Annotated in this window: 21 protein-coding genes; 5 read left to right on the top strand and 16 right to left on the bottom strand. The window is 63.3% G+C overall.

Translation table 11 applies throughout. From position 1 onward, the window contains the following. Positions 1-42 precede the first annotated feature (42 nt). Together NKG60_RS06750 and NKG60_RS06745 are read left to right on the top strand one after the other, a co-directional pair. A complete protein-coding gene (locus NKG60_RS06750; protein WP_023677725.1) occupies positions 43-450 on the top strand; it encodes a tautomerase family protein in 408 nt (135 codons plus the stop codon). Positions 451-591: 141 nt separating this feature from the next. Then, positions 592-2,814, top strand: a complete 2,223-nt coding sequence (locus NKG60_RS06745) for an AMP-binding protein (RefSeq protein ID WP_352974593.1) — start codon at positions 592-594, stop codon at positions 2,812-2,814. Positions 2,815-2,937: 123 nt separating this feature from the next. Here NKG60_RS06745 and NKG60_RS06740 read toward each other — a convergent pair whose 3' ends face one another. The 4 genes from NKG60_RS06740 to NKG60_RS06725 form a co-directional block, all read right to left on the bottom strand. Then, on the bottom strand, positions 2,938-3,201 hold the full coding sequence (locus NKG60_RS06740; RefSeq protein WP_352667264.1) for a hypothetical protein: 264 nt from the start codon (positions 3,199-3,201) through the stop codon (positions 2,938-2,940). A gap of 250 nt (positions 3,202-3,451) precedes the next feature. Beyond that, positions 3,452-4,267: a CDP-alcohol phosphatidyltransferase family protein gene (locus NKG60_RS06735; protein WP_023677728.1), complete on the bottom strand. Its 816-nt coding sequence runs from the start codon at positions 4,265-4,267 to the stop codon at positions 3,452-3,454. A gap of 3 nt (positions 4,268-4,270) precedes the next feature. Continuing rightward, positions 4,271-4,969 (bottom strand): phosphatidylserine decarboxylase, encoded by a 699-nt coding sequence (locus tag NKG60_RS06730; protein WP_023677729.1) that lies wholly within the window; start codon positions 4,967-4,969, stop codon positions 4,271-4,273. A 127-nt stretch (positions 4,970-5,096) separates the two neighbouring features. Next, entirely contained in the window at positions 5,097-5,426 is a 330-nt protein-coding gene (locus NKG60_RS06725; protein ID WP_352974590.1) for a hypothetical protein, read from the bottom strand. A gap of 98 nt (positions 5,427-5,524) precedes the next feature. Here NKG60_RS06725 and NKG60_RS06720 point away from each other — a divergent pair, with 98 nt between their 5' ends. Continuing rightward, positions 5,525-6,391, top strand: a complete 867-nt coding sequence (locus tag NKG60_RS06720; RefSeq protein WP_352974588.1) for an SMP-30/gluconolactonase/LRE family protein — start codon at positions 5,525-5,527, stop codon at positions 6,389-6,391. A gap of 5 nt (positions 6,392-6,396) precedes the next feature. Here NKG60_RS06720 and NKG60_RS06715 read toward each other — a convergent pair whose 3' ends face one another. From NKG60_RS06715 to NKG60_RS06700, 4 genes are all read right to left on the bottom strand, one after another. Then, complete coding sequence (locus NKG60_RS06715) at positions 6,397-6,744, bottom strand: antibiotic biosynthesis monooxygenase (RefSeq protein ID WP_352974585.1); 348 nt, start codon at positions 6,742-6,744, stop codon at positions 6,397-6,399. An 88-nt stretch (positions 6,745-6,832) separates the two neighbouring features. Then, on the bottom strand, positions 6,833-8,719 hold the full coding sequence (locus NKG60_RS06710) for an ABCB family ABC transporter ATP-binding protein/permease (RefSeq protein WP_352974583.1): 1,887 nt from the start codon (positions 8,717-8,719) through the stop codon (positions 6,833-6,835). A 20-nt stretch (positions 8,720-8,739) separates the two neighbouring features. Then, positions 8,740-9,114: an ArsR/SmtB family transcription factor gene (locus tag NKG60_RS06705; RefSeq protein WP_502912298.1), complete on the bottom strand. Its 375-nt coding sequence runs from the start codon at positions 9,112-9,114 to the stop codon at positions 8,740-8,742. Between the two features lie 59 nt (positions 9,115-9,173). Continuing rightward, positions 9,174-10,637: a LysM peptidoglycan-binding domain-containing protein gene (locus NKG60_RS06700; protein ID WP_352974581.1), complete on the bottom strand. Its 1,464-nt coding sequence runs from the start codon at positions 10,635-10,637 to the stop codon at positions 9,174-9,176. A 114-nt stretch (positions 10,638-10,751) separates the two neighbouring features. On the opposite strand from NKG60_RS06700, the gene NKG60_RS06695 reads away from it, so the two are divergent. Further along, positions 10,752-11,363 (top strand): LOG family protein, encoded by a 612-nt coding sequence (locus NKG60_RS06695; RefSeq protein ID WP_352974579.1) that lies wholly within the window; start codon positions 10,752-10,754, stop codon positions 11,361-11,363. Positions 11,364-11,450: 87 nt separating this feature from the next. Here the strand turns inward: NKG60_RS06695 and NKG60_RS06690 are convergent, their stop codons facing one another. Then, positions 11,451-12,338, bottom strand: a complete 888-nt coding sequence (locus NKG60_RS06690; protein ID WP_352974577.1) for a LysR family transcriptional regulator — start codon at positions 12,336-12,338, stop codon at positions 11,451-11,453. A 118-nt stretch (positions 12,339-12,456) separates the two neighbouring features. On the opposite strand from NKG60_RS06690, the gene NKG60_RS06685 reads away from it, so the two are divergent. Continuing rightward, positions 12,457-12,747: a muconolactone Delta-isomerase family protein gene (locus NKG60_RS06685; protein ID WP_352974575.1), complete on the top strand. Its 291-nt coding sequence runs from the start codon at positions 12,457-12,459 to the stop codon at positions 12,745-12,747. A gap of 55 nt (positions 12,748-12,802) precedes the next feature. Here NKG60_RS06685 and rarD read toward each other — a convergent pair whose 3' ends face one another. The 7 genes from rarD to cysS form a co-directional block, all read right to left on the bottom strand. Beyond that, the gene (gene rarD, locus NKG60_RS06680; RefSeq protein WP_352974573.1) at positions 12,803-13,735 is read right to left on the bottom strand and encodes an EamA family transporter RarD; all 933 of its coding nucleotides are present in this window, start codon (positions 13,733-13,735) and stop codon (positions 12,803-12,805) included. Positions 13,736-13,818: 83 nt separating this feature from the next. After that, positions 13,819-15,441 carry a citramalate synthase gene (gene cimA, locus NKG60_RS06675; RefSeq protein ID WP_352974570.1) on the bottom strand — a complete coding sequence of 541 codons (1,623 nt, stop codon included), beginning with the start codon at positions 15,439-15,441 and terminating at the stop codon, positions 13,819-13,821. Further along, positions 15,438-16,394, bottom strand: a complete 957-nt coding sequence (gene pip / locus NKG60_RS06670; RefSeq protein WP_352974567.1) for a prolyl aminopeptidase — start codon at positions 16,392-16,394, stop codon at positions 15,438-15,440. Before pip ends, cimA begins: the two co-directional genes overlap by 4 nt. Next, positions 16,391-16,867 (bottom strand): GFA family protein, encoded by a 477-nt coding sequence (locus NKG60_RS06665; protein ID WP_352448982.1) that lies wholly within the window; start codon positions 16,865-16,867, stop codon positions 16,391-16,393. The genes pip and NKG60_RS06665 overlap by 4 nt, the downstream gene beginning before the upstream one ends. Beyond that, positions 16,864-17,355 carry a GFA family protein gene (locus NKG60_RS06660; RefSeq protein ID WP_352667293.1) on the bottom strand — a complete coding sequence of 164 codons (492 nt, stop codon included), beginning with the start codon at positions 17,353-17,355 and terminating at the stop codon, positions 16,864-16,866. Before NKG60_RS06660 ends, NKG60_RS06665 begins: the two co-directional genes overlap by 4 nt. Before the next feature lie 6 nt (positions 17,356-17,361). After that, positions 17,362-17,748 (bottom strand): VOC family protein, encoded by a 387-nt coding sequence (locus NKG60_RS06655; protein WP_352862650.1) that lies wholly within the window; start codon positions 17,746-17,748, stop codon positions 17,362-17,364. Further along, a complete protein-coding gene (cysS, locus tag NKG60_RS06650; protein ID WP_352974564.1) occupies positions 17,745-19,214 on the bottom strand; it encodes a cysteine--tRNA ligase in 1,470 nt (489 codons plus the stop codon). Before cysS ends, NKG60_RS06655 begins: the two co-directional genes overlap by 4 nt. Between the last annotated feature and the right edge of the window lie 36 nt (positions 19,215-19,250).

Raw genomic sequence — 19,250 nt, 5'->3', positions numbered from 1 at the left:
CCGACGGCGAAGAGACGCCGCTTGGAACCGAGGAGAAGAAATATGCCGATCATCAATGTCAGCGTTACCGGCAAGCCTGATGCCGCTTTGTCCGCCGCCATTGCCAAGGAAGTGACCGAACTGACGGCCACGCATCTGCGCAAGGACGCGACGATCACAGCTGTTGCCATTTCCTATCACGACCCCGAGCACTGGTTCGCCGGCGGCAAGTCGCTGGCCGAGCATGGCACCAACACGGCCTGGCTCGACATCAAGGTTGTCGACGGCACCAACACCAAGCTCGAACTGGAGGCGTATCTGCAGGCAATTTTCGCGGCATTCGGCCGGCTGCTGGGTAAGGTGCATGAGGAAAGCTACGCCCTCGTGCATGAAGTGCCTGCGGCCGCCTATGGCTTTGGCGGCAAGACGCAGGAATTCCGCTTCATCAGCGGAAGGATGAAAGCGGCATAGCTGCGATAGGCAGCCGAGCCGAATCAAACATAAGAGAGAAGGAAAAATGGAGCCGCATTGACGTTGATCCAACTTCGGCTAGGTTCTCACCCGAAGCGGCCACTGAAGAGCCGCGACGTGAGATCGTTGGGAGATGCGGCGATGATCCTGACACTGGCGCTGCTTGCGGGTCTTGTCGCGGCCTGGCTGCTGATCGGCGTGGTGGAGAAGTTCCGCCTCGGCCTGCGTTTGAGCCAGGCGCTGCTCTACGTGCCGTTCAAGCTCGCCTACCGGATCGGCGACGAGCGCATCAAGATTGCGCGCAGGTCGGTGGCCCCGGTCATCTATGTCATCTGGCATCAGTCACGCATCGAGCCGGCGCTGATGCTGTCGCTGCTGCCGGAGGACACGCTGCACATCCTCGATCAGGCTTCGGCCAGATCGCCGTGGTTGGAGCCGTGGCGCGAGCTCGGCCGCACCATCGCCTTCAACGCCGAGCATGTCTTCGTCAGCCGCAGATTGGTGCGGGTGCTGAAGGGCAAGGGCCGGCTCGCCGTTTACCTGCCGGATGCGGTCGAGCCCGACGTAAAATCGTTTCGGCTGTTTCGTGCCATCACCCGTATCGCGGTGCAGGCCGACGCCCGCATCGTTCCGATCTTCGTTGCCGGCGCACGCGGCCTGCCGGCCTCGCTGACGCCGGCGGACAAGGCGCCGCGCCATTGGTTTCCGCGGCTGTCGATCAGCGCGCTGGAGCCGATGACCGTCGCCGAGCTGGTGGCGCGGAACCCAGATCAGGCCTCCAACACCAATGCGCTGTTTGATCGCTTCGCCGAGGCCAGGCTTTTCGGCAGTGATCTCGACCGAGGGCTGTTCCTCGCCATGCGCGATGCGGCCGACCGTGTTGGCGCTTCGCACCCAATAATCGAGGACGTCATTGGCGGTGCGCTGAGCTACCGGAAAATGTTCATCGGCGCCAGGGTTTTGGGCCGCCGCTTTGAGGCAATAACAGCGCCGGGCGAAGCGGTCGGGCTGCTCCTGCCCAACGCCAATGGCGTCGTGCTGTCGTTCGTCGGACTTTTGTCGGCTGCGCGGGTGGCAGCAATGATCAACTATACCGCCGGCCCGGCCAGCGTCACCGCCGCCGTCCGCACGGCGATGATCCGCACCGTGATCTCCTCACGCGCCTTTGTCGAAAAGGCCAACCTCGCCGACATCGTCGAGGCGGTGGAAAAGGGCGGGGCGAAGCTGCTGTGGCTGGAGGATGTTCGCGCAAGCGTGACCGTGCTGGACAAGGCCGCAGCCGGCTTGCTGTGGCGCTGGCCGTTGCAGCGCCAGGATGCAGCCAAGCCGGCGGTGATCCTGTTCACCTCCGGCTCGGAAGGCACGCCCAAGGCCGTGGTGCTGTCGCACCGGAACCTTCTTGCCAATGCGATGCAGGCGGAAGCCCGCATCACCATCTCGCCGGTCGACATCCTGCTCAACGTGCTGCCGGTGTTCCACTCGTTCGGCCTGACCGGTGGCACCATCCTGCCGCTGGTCACCGGCGTAAAGCTGTTCCTCTACCCCTCACCGCTCCACTATAAGCTTATTCCGGAGGTGGCGCGCAAGGTCCGGCCGACGGTGATGTTCGGCACCGACACGTTCCTCGCCAACTATGCCCGCACCGCCAAGGACGGCGATTTTTCCAGCCTGCGCTTCGTTGTCGCCGGTGCCGAGGCGGTGAAGCCGGAGACGCGCCGGGTTTACCGGGAACGCTTCCAGGCCGAGATCATCGAAGGTTTTGGCTTGACCGAGGCCGCACCGGTGGTTGCCGTCAACACCGCCATCCACGGCCGCGACGGCACGGTCGGGCGGCTGCTGCCGGCCATGCGCATGAAACTCGAACCGGTCGAAGGCATCAGCGACGCCGGCCGGCTATGGCTCGACGGGCCGAACCTGATGATGGGCTACATGACCGGCGACCGGCCTGGCGAGTTGCAGCCGCTCGAAGGCTGGCACGACACCGGCGATATCGTTTCGGTCGATCGCGAAGGCTTCATCACCATTCGCGGCCGCGCCAAGCGCTTCGCCAAGATAGCCGGCGAGATGGTATCGCTTGGTGCGGTCGAGATGCTGGTGCAGTCGCTGTGGCCCGAAGAGCATCACGCCGTGGTGGCAGTGCCGGACAAGCGGCGCGGCGAGCGCCTCGTCCTGGTCACCACCGCCGATAATGCCGATCCCAACGAATTGCGCGAATTCGGCAAACAAGCCGGGGCGGCCGAACTGATGGTGCCGAACGACATCGTCAAGGTCGCGGAGATCCCTGTACTGGGCTCGGGCAAGACAGACTATGTCTCGACTAGAAAGCTGGCACTCGAGAGGCTGGGACTGAGCGCAGCCGCGTGAGGTTTGCTGTCGAAAACTCTAAAGCGCGTCGCGTTCGACCTGCCTTGTGCGACGCGCTTTGGATTCTTGCTTTTTATGCATGCCGTTATCGCAAAACCGCTGCACACTTTTGCGCGACATGCATCAGAAGACCACCACCGACAACAGCAGAATGGCGCCGACGGCCATCATCAGCAGGCCCGGCCAGTTCTGCGACAGGCCGAGAAAACGGAGCCCGCGCCGCCGCGGCTCCAGGGTTGGACCTGGTGTTGCGAGATTGGGCGTCGCACTATCCGGCGCGGTGGAGACAGCGGCCGGCTCACTAAGCCGCCCGCGCATGATGGCAGCAACCGCCATATAGACGAGGCCGGCGACAGTCAGTAACGCGCCGATGAGGATGACAGCCATTTCTCCTCGTTTCCGATGGTTCTGCGCCCGATGCGGCAGCTTGCGCGACGCTGATTGCGTACTACCAGCTGCCGCTTAAAACGGACCTACCAAGCACAAACGGTCTAGCCGCCCAGCAAGTTCCGAAAACGGGGTTTTTGAAGTGCATTCCGCGGCGCCGCGCGCTCTGCGAGCCGGTCCTAAGTCTAAACGGATGACCCTTTTCGGAATCATGCACTGCTAGGTGCAACGCGAACTGGCACCAAATCTGTCAGCCAATATCCGAGGACGGCACCTTCTCGCCTTCGCGCTTGGCGCGTCTCGAATAGGCGCGCACGCTGAACGGCAAGAAGACCAGATAGCCGGCAACCGAGGCCGTCAGCGTATACCAGGGATAGGTCATCAAAAGCAGGACGTAGAGGACGACTGCGAGGATGATCGGCAGCACCCTGTCGCCCGGTATCCTGACGCTCTTGCCGGAATAGACCGGCAGTCTGCTGACCAGCAGGAACGCCACCAATATTGTAAAGCCGGTGGCAATGAAGGCTGCCAGGCGGCTGGGTTCAAGGCCAAGCCTGAGGAAGAACAGATAGAGCGGCAGCATCACCAGCACCGCACCCGCCGGCGCCGGCACGCCAACGAAATATTCGGTCTGCCACTGCGGGCGGTCGAGCTCTTCGTCGAGCACGTTGAAACGGGCAAGCCTCATCCCACAGGCGATGGTGAACAGCAGCGCCGCGATCCAGCCCGGCGAACCTGCCCTGTCGAGCAGAAAGGCATAGAGCACCAGCGCCGGTGCCACGCCGAAATTGACGATATCGGCCAGCGAATCCATCTGGGCGCCGAATTTGGAAGTCGCCTTCAGCATTCGCGCCAGACGGCCGTCGATACCATCGAGGAAGGCGGCGAGCAGCACCATCACCACCGCTGGCTCGAAGCGGCCCTCAAAGCCGAAGCGAATACCGGACAGGCCGGCGCAAATGGCGAGCACAGTCACCAGGTTGGGCAGCACCATGCGCATTGGGATTTCGCGAATGCGCGGGCCACCGCCGCCATGCGCCTCGAATTTCTTGAACGGCGGCGCCACCGGTCAGGAGATCCGCACGAGCGGCGTTGCGGCAACGCCGCCGAATTCCGCCAGCACCGTCTCACCGCCGACCGCGGTCTGGCCGACCGCGACGCGCGGCGTCGCGGTCGAGGGCAGGAATACATCGACGCGCGAGCCAAAGCGGATCAGGCCGAAGCGCTCGCCGGTGCCGATGGCGCCGCCGGGCTCGGCCCAGCAGACGATGCGCCGCGCTACCAGGCCGGCGATCTGCACCGCGGCGACTGTTCCATTGGGGCTTTCGATGACCAGCCCGTTGCGCTCGTTCTCGGTGCTTGCCTTGTCGAGTTCGGCATTGAGGAATTTTCCTGGCCGATGCTCGATCCTGGAAATGCGGCCACGCACCGGGGAGCGGTTAACGTGGCAGGAAAAGACGTTCATGAACACCGAGATGCGGGTCATTTCACCACCACCTAGGCCGAGCTCGCGCGGCGGCACGGCCGGGCCGACCGCCGAGACGATGCCGTCGGCAGGGCTGACAACCAGCCGGTCGTCGATCGGCGTGACACGCTCGGGATCGCGGAAGAAATAGGCGCACCAGGCGGTCAGGATGAGACCGATCCAGAACAGGGTCGAGGAGAAATAGCCAAGAAAGAGCGTCGCCGCGCCGAACGCAGCGATAAAGGGATAACCCTCGCGATGGATCGGAACGAACGCATTCTTGATCGTGTCGACGAGGCTCATGGGATGAGGATAACCTTGGTTCCAAGTCCGGCCTCAATAGCGGAAACACCCCGCGCTCGCAACGCGACAATGGGAGCGCTTGGAGGTGGCGGTCGTCGCCGTCTCAGAACGGCCAAGCGAAATCCCCTCAGGCACCCGCTGCCGCCGCTTGGTCGAAATACTCCTCGAGCTCGCGCCGATCGGCCTCCGCCAAGCTCTCTTCGTGGCTGCCGCGTAGCACGCCGCCTTTCGGGGTCGACTGGAGGAGGAATACATGCTCGTCGGCCATAACCACCCAGTTCACAACCGTGCCACCTTCCATAGGCACGACCGAGTTCGCAGAGACGACAGCATCGGTCGGATCGAACCCGGCCCTGCGCAGCAAGAGGTCGACAGCGACCGTGGATGCGCACGGCGCATCGCGCGGTTCCGTGCGGCTACTCAGGTCAAATATAAACGACGCCGTCGCCATTCTCATTGTCGGAACTCAGCACTCTCGCCCGTCCTTGGCAAAACAGCGCCTCTCATCGGCCTTTCAGCCATGACGATTTGCGCAAACCCGGAGGTTCTCGGCCCATGCAGAAATCAGCAGCTAGGCAAGTGCAAGTGGTCATGAACGGCTTGGCCTTCGGCGAGTCGCCGCGCTGGCACGGTGGCCGGCTGTGGTTCTGCAACTGGGGCACAGGCCAGATCATCGCCGTTGACGCTCTGGGCAACAGCGAGATCGTGCTCACCGTCCCGGCCACCCTGCCCTATTCCATTGACTGGCTTCCGGACGGGCGCCTGCTGGTCGTCTCCGGCCGCGAAGGGCTGATCCTCAGGCAAGAGGCGGACGGAACATTGGTCACCCATGCCGACCTGAGACACCTGTCGAAGAGCCCGTGGAACGAGATCGTGGTCGATGGGCGCGGCAACATATACGTCAATGGCGGTGGGCCTGCGCCGGCTCCCGGCCAGCATTTCGGCCCCGGCACCATCGTGCAGGTTGCACCTGATGGCTCGGTTCAGCAGGTGGCTGAGAACCTCGCCTTCGCCAATGGCATGGCGGTGACGCCTGACAACAAGACGCTGGTCGTTGCCGAGTCCCACGCCAACCGGCTGACCGCCTTCGACATCGCTGCCGATGGTGGCCTTTCCAACCGGAGGGTCTGGGCCAATCTCGGCAACGGTTTTCCGGATGGCATCTGCCTCGATGCCGAAGGTGCGGCGTGGTACGCCGACGTTCCGAACCGGCATTGCGTGCGGGTGCGCGAGGGCGGCGCAATGCTCGAAAGCGTCGACGTCGATCGCGGCTGTTTTGCCTGCATGCTCGGCGGCGGCGAGGGAAAAACGCTGTTCATCGTCGCCGCCGAATGGCGCGGCTTCGAACATATGATCAGCGATGCCCGTACCGGCCAGGTACTCAGCGTCGAGGCTATCGCGCCGGGCGCCGGCTGGCCGTAGAGAGCTTACATCCCGGGGATCCGCTGATAGTTGGCGATATCGGCCTTGACGCCAAGTCGCGCAATGGTCTCCTGAGGATTGAAGCCGCTGCGCTCATGCGCAGCCTTGATGATCGGCACGACCTTGTCGACGGCGGCCTGCCCTTCCCATTCGACAATGGTCACGAAGTTGAACTCGCCCGGCCCCGAGAATTGCTCGAGCAGGAAATCCTGGACGAACCCTTGCTGTTGGCGCAGCAATTCATGCGTCATCCGGACCTTGGCAAGAATCTCCTCGCGGGCATTGGCCGGAACAACAAACTTGTCCACCCGGAATACGCTGCCGCCACTGACTGACTGATTTATCCCATTCATATCGATTGTCTCCGTTTTGAACGACGCATCTTGCTGCGATCCAAAACGGCCTACGATCTCAACTTAAGTTGAGGTCAAGCACAAATTTTCAGCTCACCTCCGAGGTGCGGCGGCGGACAACGACGCCGAACTCGTCGCTTTCGCGGGCAATGCGCAGCCGCTCCTCGGCCTCGCTTGCCTCGCGCTGGCGGTCCCACATCGATGCATAAAGGCCGCGCTTTGCAATCAAGGCGGCATGGGTGCCGCGCTCGGCGATCTGGCCGTCCTGCAGGACGATGATCTCGTCGGCCGAAATCACCGTCGACAGCCGGTGGGCGATGACGATGGTGGTGCGGCCCTGGCTGACCAGGTCGAGTGCCGCCTGGATCTCCTGCTCGGTGTGGCTGTCCAGCGCCGAGGTCGCCTCGTCGAGCATCAGGATCGGCGGTGCCTTCAAAATGGTGCGGGCAATCGCCACCCGCTGCTTCTCGCCGCCGGACAGTTTCAGCCCGCGCTCGCCGACCATTGAGCGATAGCCGTCGGGCAGCCGCTCGATGAACGGTCCGATCTGGGCCAGTTCTGCCGCCTTGCGCACATCCTCCTCGCTGGCGCCGATGCGGCCGTAGCGGATGTTGTAGGCGATGGTGTCGTTAAACAGCACCGTGTCCTGCGGCACCATGCCGATGGCGGCGCGCAAGCTCTCCTGCGTCACGTCGCGAATGTCCTGGCCGTCGATCAGAATCTTGCCGCGCTGGATGTCGTAGAAGCGAAACAGAAGCCGCGAAATGGTCGACTTGCCGGCTCCGGAGGGGCCGACAATGGCCACCGTCTTGCCGGCTGGCACCTCGAAGCTGATGCCCTTCAGGATCTTGCGGTTGGGGTCGTAGGAAAAATGTACGTCGCGGAACTCGACCTTGCCGGCATCGACGCCCAGCGGCTTGGCGCCCGGCCGATCGACGATCTCGCGCTTGACGTCGAGCAGATCGAACATGTTTTCGATATCGGTCAGGCCCTGGCGAATTTCGCGGTAGATCATGCCGATGAAATTCAGCGGCACCGAAAGCTGCATGAGCATGGCGTTGACGAAGACGAAATCGCCGACGCTCTGTGTGCCTGCCTTCACCTCGAGCGCCGACATCACCATGACGACGGTCATGCCGATGCCGAAGATCACACCTTGGCCGAAGTTCAGCCAGCCAAGCGAGGTCCAGGTCCTGGTCGCCGCCACCTCATAGCGCGCCGTGGACCGGTCGAAGCGCTCGGCCTCCATGGCTTCGTTGTTGAAATATTTGACTGTTTCGTAGTTGAGCAGCGAGTCGATCGCCTTCGTGCTGGCTTCATTGTCGCTGTCGTTCATCTCGCGGCGGATCGAAATACGCCAATCGCTCGCCCTGACGGTGAACCAGACATAGAGCCAGACCGTGACCGCGATCACCAAGACGTATAGCCAGCCATAGGTGACGGCGAAGATGCCGGCGGTGAGCGCGAATTCGACGATTGTCGGCGCCGTCGCCAGCATGGTGAAGCGGACGATCGTCTCGATGCCCTTCGTGCCGCGCTCGATGACGCGCGACAGTCCGCCGGTGCGCCGTTCGAGGTGGAAGCGCAGCGACAGTTCGTGCATGTGCACGAAGGTACGGAAGGCGAGCCGGCGCACCGCATGCTGGCCGACCCGTGCAAACAGGGCGTCGCGCAACTGGTTGAAGCCGAGTTGCACCAGCCGCACGGCATTATAGGCGACGACCAGCATGACCGGCGCCAGCAGGAAGGCCGGCAGCGGCGGCGGCGATTTGCTATCGCCGGCCAGTGCGTCGGTCGCCCATTTGAAGAAATAGGGTCCGGCCACCAGGGTCAGCTTGGCGACAACCAGCAGCACGGTGGCCCACACCACCCGCGCCCTCAGGTCGGCGCGGTCGGCCGGCCACATATAGGGCCAGAGATTGCGCAACGTTCTAAAGGTCGAGCCGGAATCGGCGGAAACGGTTTTCTCGGCCATTCTTGTTTACCTTTATGATTTTAGCGGCCGGAGCAGCAGGAATCGACCAGCGCGGCCAGCGATGCCGAAACATCGGCGAGCGCGGCGCAGTCGAGTTCATAGCGCGAGCGCTGGCGGTCAGGCTCGAAGCGGATCAGCCCGGCCTCGACCAGGATCTTCAAATGCTGGGAAACAGTGGACTGCGCCAGGTCGAGATGCTCGACAACCTCGCGACAGCAGCAGGAACGGCTTGCGGAAAGGTGTTTGAGAATTTCGATCCGCGCCGGATGCGAAAGGGCTGCGAGCCGGACAGCGACAGCGCGGCTATCCGGCGTACAGTCGGCCGGCATGCAGTTGGCCGGCGCGCGTTCATCTGCCGCGCGGCGGCGGTCCGTTACGAGGGGGGATTCGGTCATCGTCCATCGGCGATAAACGATGACTGGCCCTGCCGCAAGCTATCCTGATGGGCAGAACGCTACTCGGCCTTGGCTGGCGCCGTCGTCATCTGGTCGCCCATTGCCTTGAGATCGGCGGGCTCGCCTTCCTTCGATTTCTCCGGCACCTTGAACACCTGCCCCGGCCAGATGCGGTTCGGATTGCTGATCTGGTCCTGGTTGGCGAGATAGATGGTCGAGTAGCGCATGCCCTGGCCATAGACCCGCCGCGAAATCCGCCACAGCGTGTCATGGCGGCGGATAATGACTGCGCCATCGGCATGTTCGAGCTTTGGAGCCACGGTCTCGGGGGTTTCGCCCGAAGGCGTTGTGGCGGCCATTTCGGCCGGGGCCTCGGTTGTAGGAGTGGGGGCAGTTGCGGGCGTTTCGGCGGCCGTTGCCGGTGCGGCTTCGGTCGCCGGAGCATTCGGCTCGGCGGGCGCGACGGCGGCAACCGCCTCGCCCGGCTCGCGCTCGAACGGCACGGCGGCACGAGCCACCACAGTCACCCCGTCGGCGTCGAGCGCGTCGACATGAATGGTGTAGGTGCCGACCGGAATGTCGCGTGTCGCTTCGACCAGGAAGTGGCGGTCGGGCGAGGTCTTCGCGTCACCGAGCAGGATATCGTTGGCATAGGCACGCACCTTGCGGCCGGGATCGGCGAGGCCGGCAACGAAAGTCTTGTTGCCGTCGATTTCGACAGCTTCGACGACGATCTTCGGCTCCACCGCGGGAGTAGAGGGCGCTGCCGCTGTGGCGGGTCCTGCCGGAGCCGCCGGCGCGGCTTCAACAGCGGCCGGCGCGGCAGGAGCAGGCGCTGCTGGAACATCAGCCGCCGGCGCTGCGGCAGCCGGCAATTCGGTGCCGGTGGCGGGTGGTTGAACGGCCGCCTGTTCGCCGATAGGCGGCGAGGCGTCAGATTTTGCCTCAGGGGCCGGAACAGTGAGCAGTTCGGACGGCTTGCCCGGCTCCTCGACCATTGCCAGCACCTGGCCGGTGGAATTCTGGGGGATCGAAACGACGGCGGTCTGCGCCGAGGCGGTCACGACATTGCCAGCCGTCGAGCGCAGCGTGATCGTATAGTCGCCGGGCTTCAGCGGATCGTCGAGAATAATGGCAAAGGCGCCGTCGGGGCCGGCGACCGTCGAGCCGAGCACAGCCGAACCGTTGAGAATCTCGATCTTGGCGTTGGGCGCCGCATTGCCGGCGACGACGATCGAGCCGTTGCTTTCGACGCGCACGATGTCGAAGGTCGGCACGATTGCACCTGCTGCGGCCGGCGCGGCGGGCGCTGCGGCATCGGTGGACGCGGCGGGCGCAGGCGGCAGCCGGCCCTCGGTCGCCGGAGCGGCCGGTTTCGAAGCCGGCGGCGTCAGCGCCGCGACCTCCGCAGGCCGGGTAAGATTGAGATACGGGTCGAGTGCGCCCGATACATAGGCGGTTCCCGCCGCGGCGACAGAGCCGCCAGCCGCGAACAAAAACGCCTTCAACGGATTAATTGCCATGTTTCCCTGCCCCTTAGCCACCTAATTTCGGTCTAGCCTGTTTTGCCAAAGCCGACAAGAAAAAGCCCGCCCCAGGGCTTGACCATGCCAATAGTCCCTATCACCAATCATAACATGAACAAGATTCGATCTGTCTGCGTCTATTGCGGCTCGTCCCCGGGCCGAGATGAAACCTATATCAAGGCCGGACACCTGCTTGGCCGCTCGATCGCCAAGTCCGGCCTGCGTCTGATTTATGGCGGCGGCACTAAAGGTATCATGGGTGCCGTCGCTGAAGGGGCGTTAAAGGCCGGCGGCAAGGTAACCGGCATAATTCCACGTTTTCTGATCAACCGGGAGGCGACCGAAACCGCGCTTAACCGGCTCGACGAGCTCGTCATCACCGACAACATGCACGAGCGCAAACACAGGATGTTCGAGAAATCCGACGCCTTTGTGGCGTTGCCCGGCGGCATCGGCACCGTCGAGGAGATCGTCGAGATCATGACTTGGGCGCAGCTCGGCCATCACCGCAAGCCGATCGTCTTCGGCAACGTCGGGGGCTTCTGGGATCCGATGCTGGCGTTGCTCGACCACATGGCAACGGAGGGCTTCATCCACACGGCGCAACGGGTCAAGCCGCTGGTGGTCGAGGATCCGGAAGCAATCGTCGCCGCTATCATGGTGGCGGGATCCTCCGTCGATGCACCGACGGAGGGCGTGCAGTCGGTGATTGATAAGATGTAGAGTGAATGGTGACTAGTGAATAGCGAAGTACAAGACCTTCCGAATCGGCAACTGACTACTGACTACTGACTATTCACTATTCACTATTCACTCTTTCCCTACCGCCTTCCTTAAGTCCGCAATGACCGCGCGCTTGTCCTGACGCCGCCAGGCGAGATGGATCGAGACGGTGCGTTCGAACCACGGCAGATCGCGAAACACGATCTGAGGCGGCGCGGCACTCCGCAGGCTGGCCTGCACCGTCGCCAGCCCAAGCCCGGCGCTGACCAAGCCCAACGACGTCAACGGATCGGTCGTCTCATAGGCAATGTCGGGCAGGAAGCCGGCCTTCGCACAGGCGGCGAGAAATTGGCTGCGGTTGGTGTCGTCAGGCTGGCGCACCACCGTGATCCAGCTACGGCCGTCCAGTTGCTGCGGCAGTATCTCCGCGATTTCGGCCAATGAATCGCCTTTAGGCATCGCCAGAACCAGCGGCTCGCGCATGATGAGCATGGCGGCGATGTCGGGATCATCGGCAGAAGGAGGCGTGTAGACGAGGCCCAGATCGAGCGATCGTTCGCGCAGCGCTTCGATCTGGCCGGCGGAACGCTGACCCTTCAGTTGAAGATGAAATTCGGGCCGGTCGCGGCGAAACTGGCGCAGCATCCGAGCGACAAGCCCGGCATGGACCGCACCTTCTACATAGCCGATGGCGAGACGGCCGACCGTACCACCGGCGAGATTGCGGCCGAGCTCCTCCAGCCGTCTTGCATGGGCCAGCAGCGCACGCGCCTCGGCAAGAAAAGCGCGGCCCTCGGCATTGAGATGAACACGCTGCCTCGCCCTCTCGAACAGTGCGACGCCCAGCTGCTCCTCCAGCTGAATGATCTGACGGCTGAGCGGCGACTGCGAGATGTGCAGCAATTCGGCGGCACGCCCGACGTTGCCGGTTTCGGCCACCGTGATGAAATAGCGAAGCTGGCGCAGGTCGAACATTGTTGCTTCGATACTCAAGTCCCGTGAGGTCTCAACTTTAGCCTAATCAGTCTTGGACTGTCTGGCCAGCCGAAGCGAATATTTCCGCCATTCCAACGGCCAACATCAGGAGATTCCGATGCAGTTCTTTGCCCTTCTTGCGCGCAACACCGAAAAGTTTACCGACGACGATTTCGCGCCGCTGCTGCCTGGCGAGGCCGAGCAGCGCCGCACGCTCTATGCCGAAGGCGCCGTGCGTCAGGTGTGGAATCGGGGCGACATTCCCGGCAGCGGCATGATGTTCGAAGCCGGCAGCGATGCCGATGTGCGCAACCATCTCGCAACTTTACCGCTGGTCAAGGCCGGCATGATGGATATTGCCGCCGTCGTGCCGCTGCAGCCATATCCCGGCTTTGGGCCGAAGCGCTGAGCGCTCGCGAAAGACGCGGCTGCCGGCATTAAGACCGGCCAGCCGCCTTTCTTCGTTAGGCGGCTCGAGCGGATGCGGCAACGGTCTTGCGCGCCGTAGAAAACATCGACCAGGAGTACATCGCCAGCGCCGCCCAGATCAGCCCGAAGGCTATGGCCTGAACGCTGCCGAACGGTTCGCCGAAAATCAGCACCGCGATCAAAAAGACGATTGTCGGCGCGATATACTGCATGATGCCGATGGTGGAGAGGCGCAGCAGCCTGGCGCCGAATGCAAACAACAGCAGCGGCACGGCGGTGACCGGGCCGCAGCCGATCAGCAAGGCGGTGTCGTTCAGCGAGCTGGAGACGAAATGATCCTGTCCTGTGGCGATCAGGAAGATGATGTAGCCGAGTGCCGGCACCGACAGCAGCAGCACTTCAAGCAGGAAGCCCTGGCTCGGACCGATCGGCAGCGTCTTGCGGAAGAAGCCATAGGCGGCAAAGGAAAAGGCCAGCACCAGCGACACCCAGGGCAGATTGCCGGCGTCGATGGTCAGCACCGCGACCGCGATTGCCGCCAGCACCACCGCCGCGATCTGCAGGCGGTCGAGCCGCTCGCCGAGCAGCAGAGCGCCGACAACGACGCTGACCAGCGGGTTGATGTAGTAGCCGAGCGCGGTCTCGATGGTGCGGTCGACTGCGATCGCCCAGACATAGGTGCCCCAGTTGACCGAGATCAGCGCCGCCGTCAGCACCGCCATCGAAATGATGCGCGGCGAACGAACTGCCGCTTTGAAATCGGCAGTGCGGCCGGCCCAGACCAGGACAGCGGCCGCGATCGGCACCGACCAGACGACGCGGTGGGCGATGACCTCGGCCAGAGGCAGATGCACGACAGCCTTCATATAGAAGGGCAGCAGCCCCCACAGGAGATAGGCGCCGAGCGCCAGGAGAAAGCCGCGACGAGCCTTGGTGTCGGCCTCGATTTGAAGTGCTTGGGTAATCATGGCCCAAGGCTATGCGCCAGCGGCTTGCCCAAAACCATCGCAAATTGCAGATGGATCAATGGAGTCTCGCTGATGGTTCAACGCTACTCCGCCGCTACCAATCCCGCCATGTCGCGGTTCTTCATCAGCTTGTAGACGATCGAATCCATCAGCGCCTGGAACGAAGCATCGATGATGTTTTCGGAGACGCCGACCGTCCACCAGCGCGCGCCGGTGCCGTCATGCGATTCGATCAGCACGCGGGTGATCGCCTCGGTGCCGCCATTGAGGATACGCACCTTGAAGTCGGCCAGCTCGAGATCGGCGATCTCGCTCTGGAATTTGCCGAGATCCTTGCGCAGCGCAATGTCGAGTGCGTTGACCGGGCCATGGCCTTCGGCGACCGACATCTTCTCCTCGCCCTCGACCAGCACTTTCACGATCGCCTCCGAGACCGTCTTCAGCTGGCCGTTGGCGTCGAAACGGCGCTCGACCATGCAGCGGAACGAGGTGACGCGGAAGAATTCCGGCAGGCCGTGCAGCATCTTGCGCGCCAGAAGCTCGAAGCTGGCGTCGGCGCCTTCGTAAGCGTAGCCCTCCGCCTCACGTTCCTTGACTACAGCGATCAGAGCGTCGAGGCGATGGTCATCCCGGGGCATGTCGATGCCGCGCCGCTTCAGCTCGGCCAGGAAATTGGCCTTGCCACCCTGGTCCGAAACCATGACACGGCGGCGGTTGCCGACAGTCTCTGGCGGCACATGCTCGTAGGTCGCCGGCTCCTTGGCGAGCGCCGAGGCATGGATGCCGGCCTTGGTGGCGAAAGCGGAGGCCCCGACATAGGGCGCCTGCGCTTCGGGCGCGCGGTTCAGCAACTCGTCGAAGGCGCGGGACAGGCGCGATATACCGGTCAACGTCTCTGCCGAAATGCCTGTAGCAAAGCGGCGGGAAAAGGCCGGCTTCAACGCCAATGTCGGCACGATCGAGATCAGGTTGGCGTTGCCGCAGCGCTCGCCAATGCCGTTCAGCGTGCCCTGGATCTGGCGCACGCCGGCCTCCACGGCGGCAAGCGAATTCGCCACCGCCTGGCCGGTGTCGTCATGGGCGTGGATGCCGAGATGGTCGCCCGGTATGCCGGCCGCGATCACCTTTTCGATGATGGCGCGCACCTCGGAGGGCTGCGTGCCGCCATTGGTGTCGCACAGCACCACCCAGCGCGCGCCGGCATCGTAGGCCGTCCTGGCGCAGGCCAGCGCATAATCGGGGTTGGCCTTGAAGCCGTCGAAGAAATGCTCGCAGTCGACCATCGCCTCCTTGCCGGCCGTGAGCGCCGCCTCGACCGAGGCCTTGATCGCCTCGAGGTTCTCCTCATTGGTGCAGCCGAGCGCGACGCGGACATGGTAGTCCCAACTCTTGGCGACGAAGCAGATGGCGTCCGACTTCGACTGGACCAGCGCGGCAAGCCCAGGATCGTTCGAAATCGACACTCCTGCTCGTTTGGTCATGCCAAAGGCAACGAACTTGGCATCGGCCGTGCGACGCTCGGCAAAGAAGGTGGTGTCGGTTGGATTGGCGCCGGGGTAGCCGCCCTCGACGTAGTCGATGCCGAACTCGTCGAGCAGCTTGGCGATGGCGATCTTGTCCTCGACGGAAAAATCGATACCCGGCGTCTGCTGACCATCGCGCAGCGTGGTGTCGAACAGATAAAGGCGCTCGCGAGCCATGGTCATTTCCCGGCAAACATGTCCGTTGCGCGGATCAGCCTGTCGAGGATGCCCGGCTCCGAATAGGCGTGGCCGGCGCCTTCGATCAGATGGAAATCCGCTTTCGGCCACGCCTGGTGCAGCGCCCAGGCATAGCGCGCCGGGCACGGCATGTCGTAGCGGCCGTGAACGATGGTACCCGGGATATCCTTAAGCTTCCATGCATCGCGCAGCAGCTGTCCCTCTTCCAGCCAGCCGGCATGGACGAAATAGTGGTTCTCGATGCGGGCGAAAGCCAGGGCATAATCATCCTGGCCGAAGGGACCACTGGTTTCCGGTTCCGGCAGCAGCGTGATCGTCTCGCCCTCCCACAGGCTCCAGGCGCGGGCGGCCTCGACCTGCGCCACAGGATCGCTGCCGACCAGCCGTTTGCGGTAGGCGGCCATCATGTCGCCGCGCTCGGCCTCGGGGATCGGCGCCAGAAACCGCTCCCACTTATCGGGGAACATCTCTGACACGCCGAACTGGTAGTACCATTCGAGTTCGGCGCGGGTCAGCGTATAGATGCCGCGCACGACCAGTTCGCTGACCCGCTCGGGGTGGGTCTCGGCATAGGCCAGCGCCAACGTCGAACCCCACGAGCCGCCGAACACCAGCCATTTATCGAAGCCGCACATTCTTCGCAGGCGCTCGATGTCGGCGACCAGATGCCAGGTGGTGTTGGCTTCAAGCGAGGCATTGGGCGTCGATTTTCCGCAGCCGCGCTGGTCGAATAGGATGACATCGTACAGCTTCGGATCGAACAGCCGCCGGTGCTTTGGCGAAATGGAGCCGCCCGGCCCGCCATGCAGGAATACAGCCGGCTTGGCACCGCGGGTGCCGGAGCGCTCCCAATAAACCTGATGGCCATCGCCAACGTCGAGCATGCCGGACTCGAAAGCCTCGATCTCGGGATAGAGGGTACGGAAGTCGCTGCTCATAATTTCAGGCCCTGCTGCGGCCAGTTGGCCGTCTCGTGATCGGGATGCTGGAAGGAGATGATGGATTCCTGTCGCGCGTAGAAATCCGGGTCGTCATGGATCGGCGCGTCGAAGATCGTCTCGACCCAAGGCAGCCTCGCGGCGTAGTTGACCTGGATCTGCGGCGCCAGATCGGAACGGTCGTCGAAGGCGCCGATGGCGATCTCCAGCGCACCGGGCTGGCGGTAGGTCAGCGGTGTGCCGCAGCGGGCGCAGAAGCCGCGATCGATGTTGACCGACGACTGAAAGTAACTCGGCTCCTCGCGCACCCATTCGACGCCGTCGCTCGGCACTGTCACCAGCGCGCCGAAAAACGACCCGAACTGTTTCTGGCACATGCGGCAATGACAAATGGACGGCCGGCCGAGCGCCCCGTGGATGCGGAAGCGAACGGCGCCGCATTGGCAGCCGCCGGTACGAACGGTTTCGGTCATGATTTTTCCTCCAGCGGCCATTGTTCGGTGTCGTGGTCGGGATGTTGGTAGGAGACGAGATCGGCGAGATAGGAGGCAGACGAAACGTCGGCCATTGTCTCCTCACCGGGCAATTCGTGGACGTGATCTACGTAGGGGAGCTTGGCTTCGACACCCCATTGGATGGTCGGCGCGATCTCCTCGGGGTGGTCGAATGTGGCGATGGCGAGCGCCACGCCGTCGGGCGCTTCGAAGGTCAGCGGCGTGCCGCATTCGGCGCAGAAACCGCGCAAAGCCGCGTTGGACGAGCGGAAGCGTTTGGGCTCACCGCGCGTCCAGTCGAGCCTTGCGCCGCGCACAGAGACCAGCGGCAGGTAGAAATTGCCGCTCGCCTTCTGGCACATGCGGCAATGGCAGACGGAAGCATCGCCCAGCGCGCCTTCGACGCGGAAGCGCACCGCGCCGCACTGGCAGCCGCCTGAATACACTGGTTTGTTGTCGAGGCTCATCGCGCATTACTCCGGAGCATGGCAGACCGCCTCGACATTGTTGCCGTCGGGATCGAAGACGAAGGCAGCGTAATAGTTGGGGTGGTAGTGCGGTCGCAGGCCCGGCCCGCCATTGTCCTTGCCGCCGGCGGCGATCGCCGCTGCGTGAAAGGCATCGACCTCGGCGCGGCTGCGCGCGGTGAAAGCGACATGCTGATGATCCTTCGGCTTGTCCTTGCCGGCATGCAGCCAAAACACCGGCCGGTCGCGGCCGTAGCCGCCGACCTTGGCGCCGCCGGTATATTCCTGCGGCACCATGTAAAGCAGCGAGGCGCCGAGCGGCGCCATCGCCCTGTCGTAAAAAGCCTTCGACACGTCGAAATCTGAAACGGTGATGCCGAGATGATCGATCATCGTTTTACCTCCCAGGTGGTGATGCGTTCGCCGGTGATGGGGTCCTTGCCGTCCTTCAACTGGATGCCTTGCGCCAGCAACTCGTCGCGGATGCGGTCGGCCTCGGCCCAGTTCTTGGCGGCGATCAACGCGAGGCGTTTGGCGATCGCCTTGGCAATGGCTTCTTCATCCACCTTGGCTGTTTCGACATCGAAGCCGAGGAACAACAGCGATGCCTTCAGTGAAGCGGCAGCATCGTTGTCTTCGGCGGCTGCGTTGCCGCTACCAGCGTTGAAATCAACAGCATCGCCAGCCAACTGCGTCAGCAACTGGAATGCGGCATAGGTGGCAAGGTCATCCGACAGCGCTTCGATCACATCCGCCGGCACCAGCTTTGCCGTCGGCGGCGCCAGATCGGCCGCCCGCTTCCATTTGCGCAGCGTATTCTCCGCCTCTTCCAGCTTGCGCACGGAAAAGTCGATCGGCTCGCGATAGTGCGTCATCAGCATCGCCAGCCTGAGCACCTCGCCCGGCCATTTGCGGCCGCCAAAGGTATCCGTCTCCAGCAATTCGGTGATCGAATAGAAATTGCCCAGGCTCTTGGACATCTTCTGGCCCTCGACCTGCAGGAAGCCGTTGTGCATCCACACCTTGGCCATCGTTTCGGTGCCGTGGGCGCAACGCGACTGCGCGATCTCGTTCTCGTGGTGCGGAAAGATCAGGTCGAGACCACCGCCGTGGATGTCGAACACCTCGCCAAGATAGGCGGCCGACATCGCCGAGCACTCGATGTGCCAGCCGGGCCGACCCCTGCCCCACGGGCTGTCCCAGCCCGGTTCCTCGGGCGAAGACAATTTCCACAGCACGAAATCCTGCGGGTTTTTCTTGTGCGTATCGACGGCGACGCGGGCGCCGGCCTGCTGCTCGTCGAGATTGCGCTTCGACAACTGCCCATAATCCGGCATGGAAGCGGTGTCGAACAGGACTTCTCCAGCCGCGACATAGGCATGGCCGCGTTCGATCAAGCGCTGAATCAAGAAGATCATGTCGACCTTGCCGTCGGGCCTGGGCTCGACGAACTCGGTGGCGCGCGGCTCGACCGTCGGTTCCAGGCAACCGAGCGCCGCAACGTCCTTGTGGAACTGGTCGGCGGTCTTTTCGGTGACCCGCCTGATCGCTTCGTTCAGCGACAGCTTGCCAGAGGCGATCTCGCCGCCGAAATCGCGCAGTGCGCGGGCGTTGATCTTGTCGTCGACGTCCGTAATGTTGCGGACGTAAGTGACGTGCGCTTGCCCGTAGAGATGGCGCAGCAAACGGAACAGCACGTCGAAGACGATCACCGGCCGCGCATTGCCGATATGGGCGAAGTCATAGACCGTCGGGCCGCAGACATACATGCGCACGTTGCGCGGATCGATCGGGAAGAAATCCTCCTTGCTCCGCGTTAGCGTGTTGTAGAGGCGCAGGCTCTTCGATGCGTCAGACATACGTGCGTTCCCGGTGCGTACTTTGGCATGATCTTT

The sequence above is a fragment of the Mesorhizobium sp. M1428 genome, from assembly GCF_040317515.1.
In the GTDB taxonomy this organism is placed as follows: Bacteria; Pseudomonadota; Alphaproteobacteria; order Rhizobiales; family Rhizobiaceae; genus Mesorhizobium.
The sequence above is the reverse complement of the archived record's forward strand: the minus strand, read 5'-3'. Positions and strand labels throughout refer to the sequence as shown.

Excerpts from the sequence above, each read along its gene's own strand:
- NKG60_RS06750 (WP_023677725.1), top strand. The coding sequence starts at position 43 with ATGCCGATCATCAATGTCAGCGTTACCGGCAAGCCTGATGCCGCTTTG.
- NKG60_RS06745 (WP_352974593.1), top strand. The coding sequence starts at position 592 with ATGATCCTGACACTGGCGCTGCTTGCGGGTCTTGTCGCGGCCTGGCTG.
- NKG60_RS06740 (WP_352667264.1), bottom strand. The coding sequence starts at position 3,201 with ATGGCTGTCATCCTCATCGGCGCGTTACTGACTGTCGCCGGCCTCGTC.
- NKG60_RS06730 (WP_023677729.1), bottom strand. The coding sequence starts at position 4,969 with ATGAGCCTCGTCGACACGATCAAGAATGCGTTCGTTCCGATCCATCGC.
- NKG60_RS06725 (WP_352974590.1), bottom strand. The coding sequence starts at position 5,426 with ATGAGAATGGCGACGGCGTCGTTTATATTTGACCTGAGTAGCCGCACG.
- NKG60_RS06720 (WP_352974588.1), top strand. The coding sequence starts at position 5,525 with ATGCAGAAATCAGCAGCTAGGCAAGTGCAAGTGGTCATGAACGGCTTG.
- NKG60_RS06715 (WP_352974585.1), bottom strand. The coding sequence starts at position 6,744 with ATGAATGGGATAAATCAGTCAGTCAGTGGCGGCAGCGTATTCCGGGTG.
- NKG60_RS06710 (WP_352974583.1), bottom strand. The coding sequence starts at position 8,719 with ATGGCCGAGAAAACCGTTTCCGCCGATTCCGGCTCGACCTTTAGAACG.
- NKG60_RS06705 (WP_502912298.1), bottom strand. The coding sequence starts at position 9,114 with ATGACCGAATCCCCCCTCGTAACGGACCGCCGCCGCGCGGCAGATGAA.
- NKG60_RS06700 (WP_352974581.1), bottom strand. The coding sequence starts at position 10,637 with ATGGCAATTAATCCGTTGAAGGCGTTTTTGTTCGCGGCTGGCGGCTCT.
- NKG60_RS06695 (WP_352974579.1), top strand. The coding sequence starts at position 10,752 with ATGAACAAGATTCGATCTGTCTGCGTCTATTGCGGCTCGTCCCCGGGC.
- NKG60_RS06690 (WP_352974577.1), bottom strand. The coding sequence starts at position 12,338 with ATGTTCGACCTGCGCCAGCTTCGCTATTTCATCACGGTGGCCGAAACC.
- NKG60_RS06685 (WP_352974575.1), top strand. The coding sequence starts at position 12,457 with ATGCAGTTCTTTGCCCTTCTTGCGCGCAACACCGAAAAGTTTACCGAC.
- rarD (WP_352974573.1), bottom strand. The coding sequence starts at position 13,735 with ATGATTACCCAAGCACTTCAAATCGAGGCCGACACCAAGGCTCGTCGC.
- cimA (WP_352974570.1), bottom strand. The coding sequence starts at position 15,441 with ATGACCATGGCTCGCGAGCGCCTTTATCTGTTCGACACCACGCTGCGC.
- pip (WP_352974567.1), bottom strand. The coding sequence starts at position 16,394 with ATGAGCAGCGACTTCCGTACCCTCTATCCCGAGATCGAGGCTTTCGAG.
- NKG60_RS06665 (WP_352448982.1), bottom strand. The coding sequence starts at position 16,867 with ATGACCGAAACCGTTCGTACCGGCGGCTGCCAATGCGGCGCCGTTCGC.
- NKG60_RS06660 (WP_352667293.1), bottom strand. The coding sequence starts at position 17,355 with ATGAGCCTCGACAACAAACCAGTGTATTCAGGCGGCTGCCAGTGCGGC.
- NKG60_RS06655 (WP_352862650.1), bottom strand. The coding sequence starts at position 17,748 with ATGATCGATCATCTCGGCATCACCGTTTCAGATTTCGACGTGTCGAAG.
- cysS (WP_352974564.1), bottom strand. The coding sequence starts at position 19,214 with ATGTCTGACGCATCGAAGAGCCTGCGCCTCTACAACACGCTAACGCGG.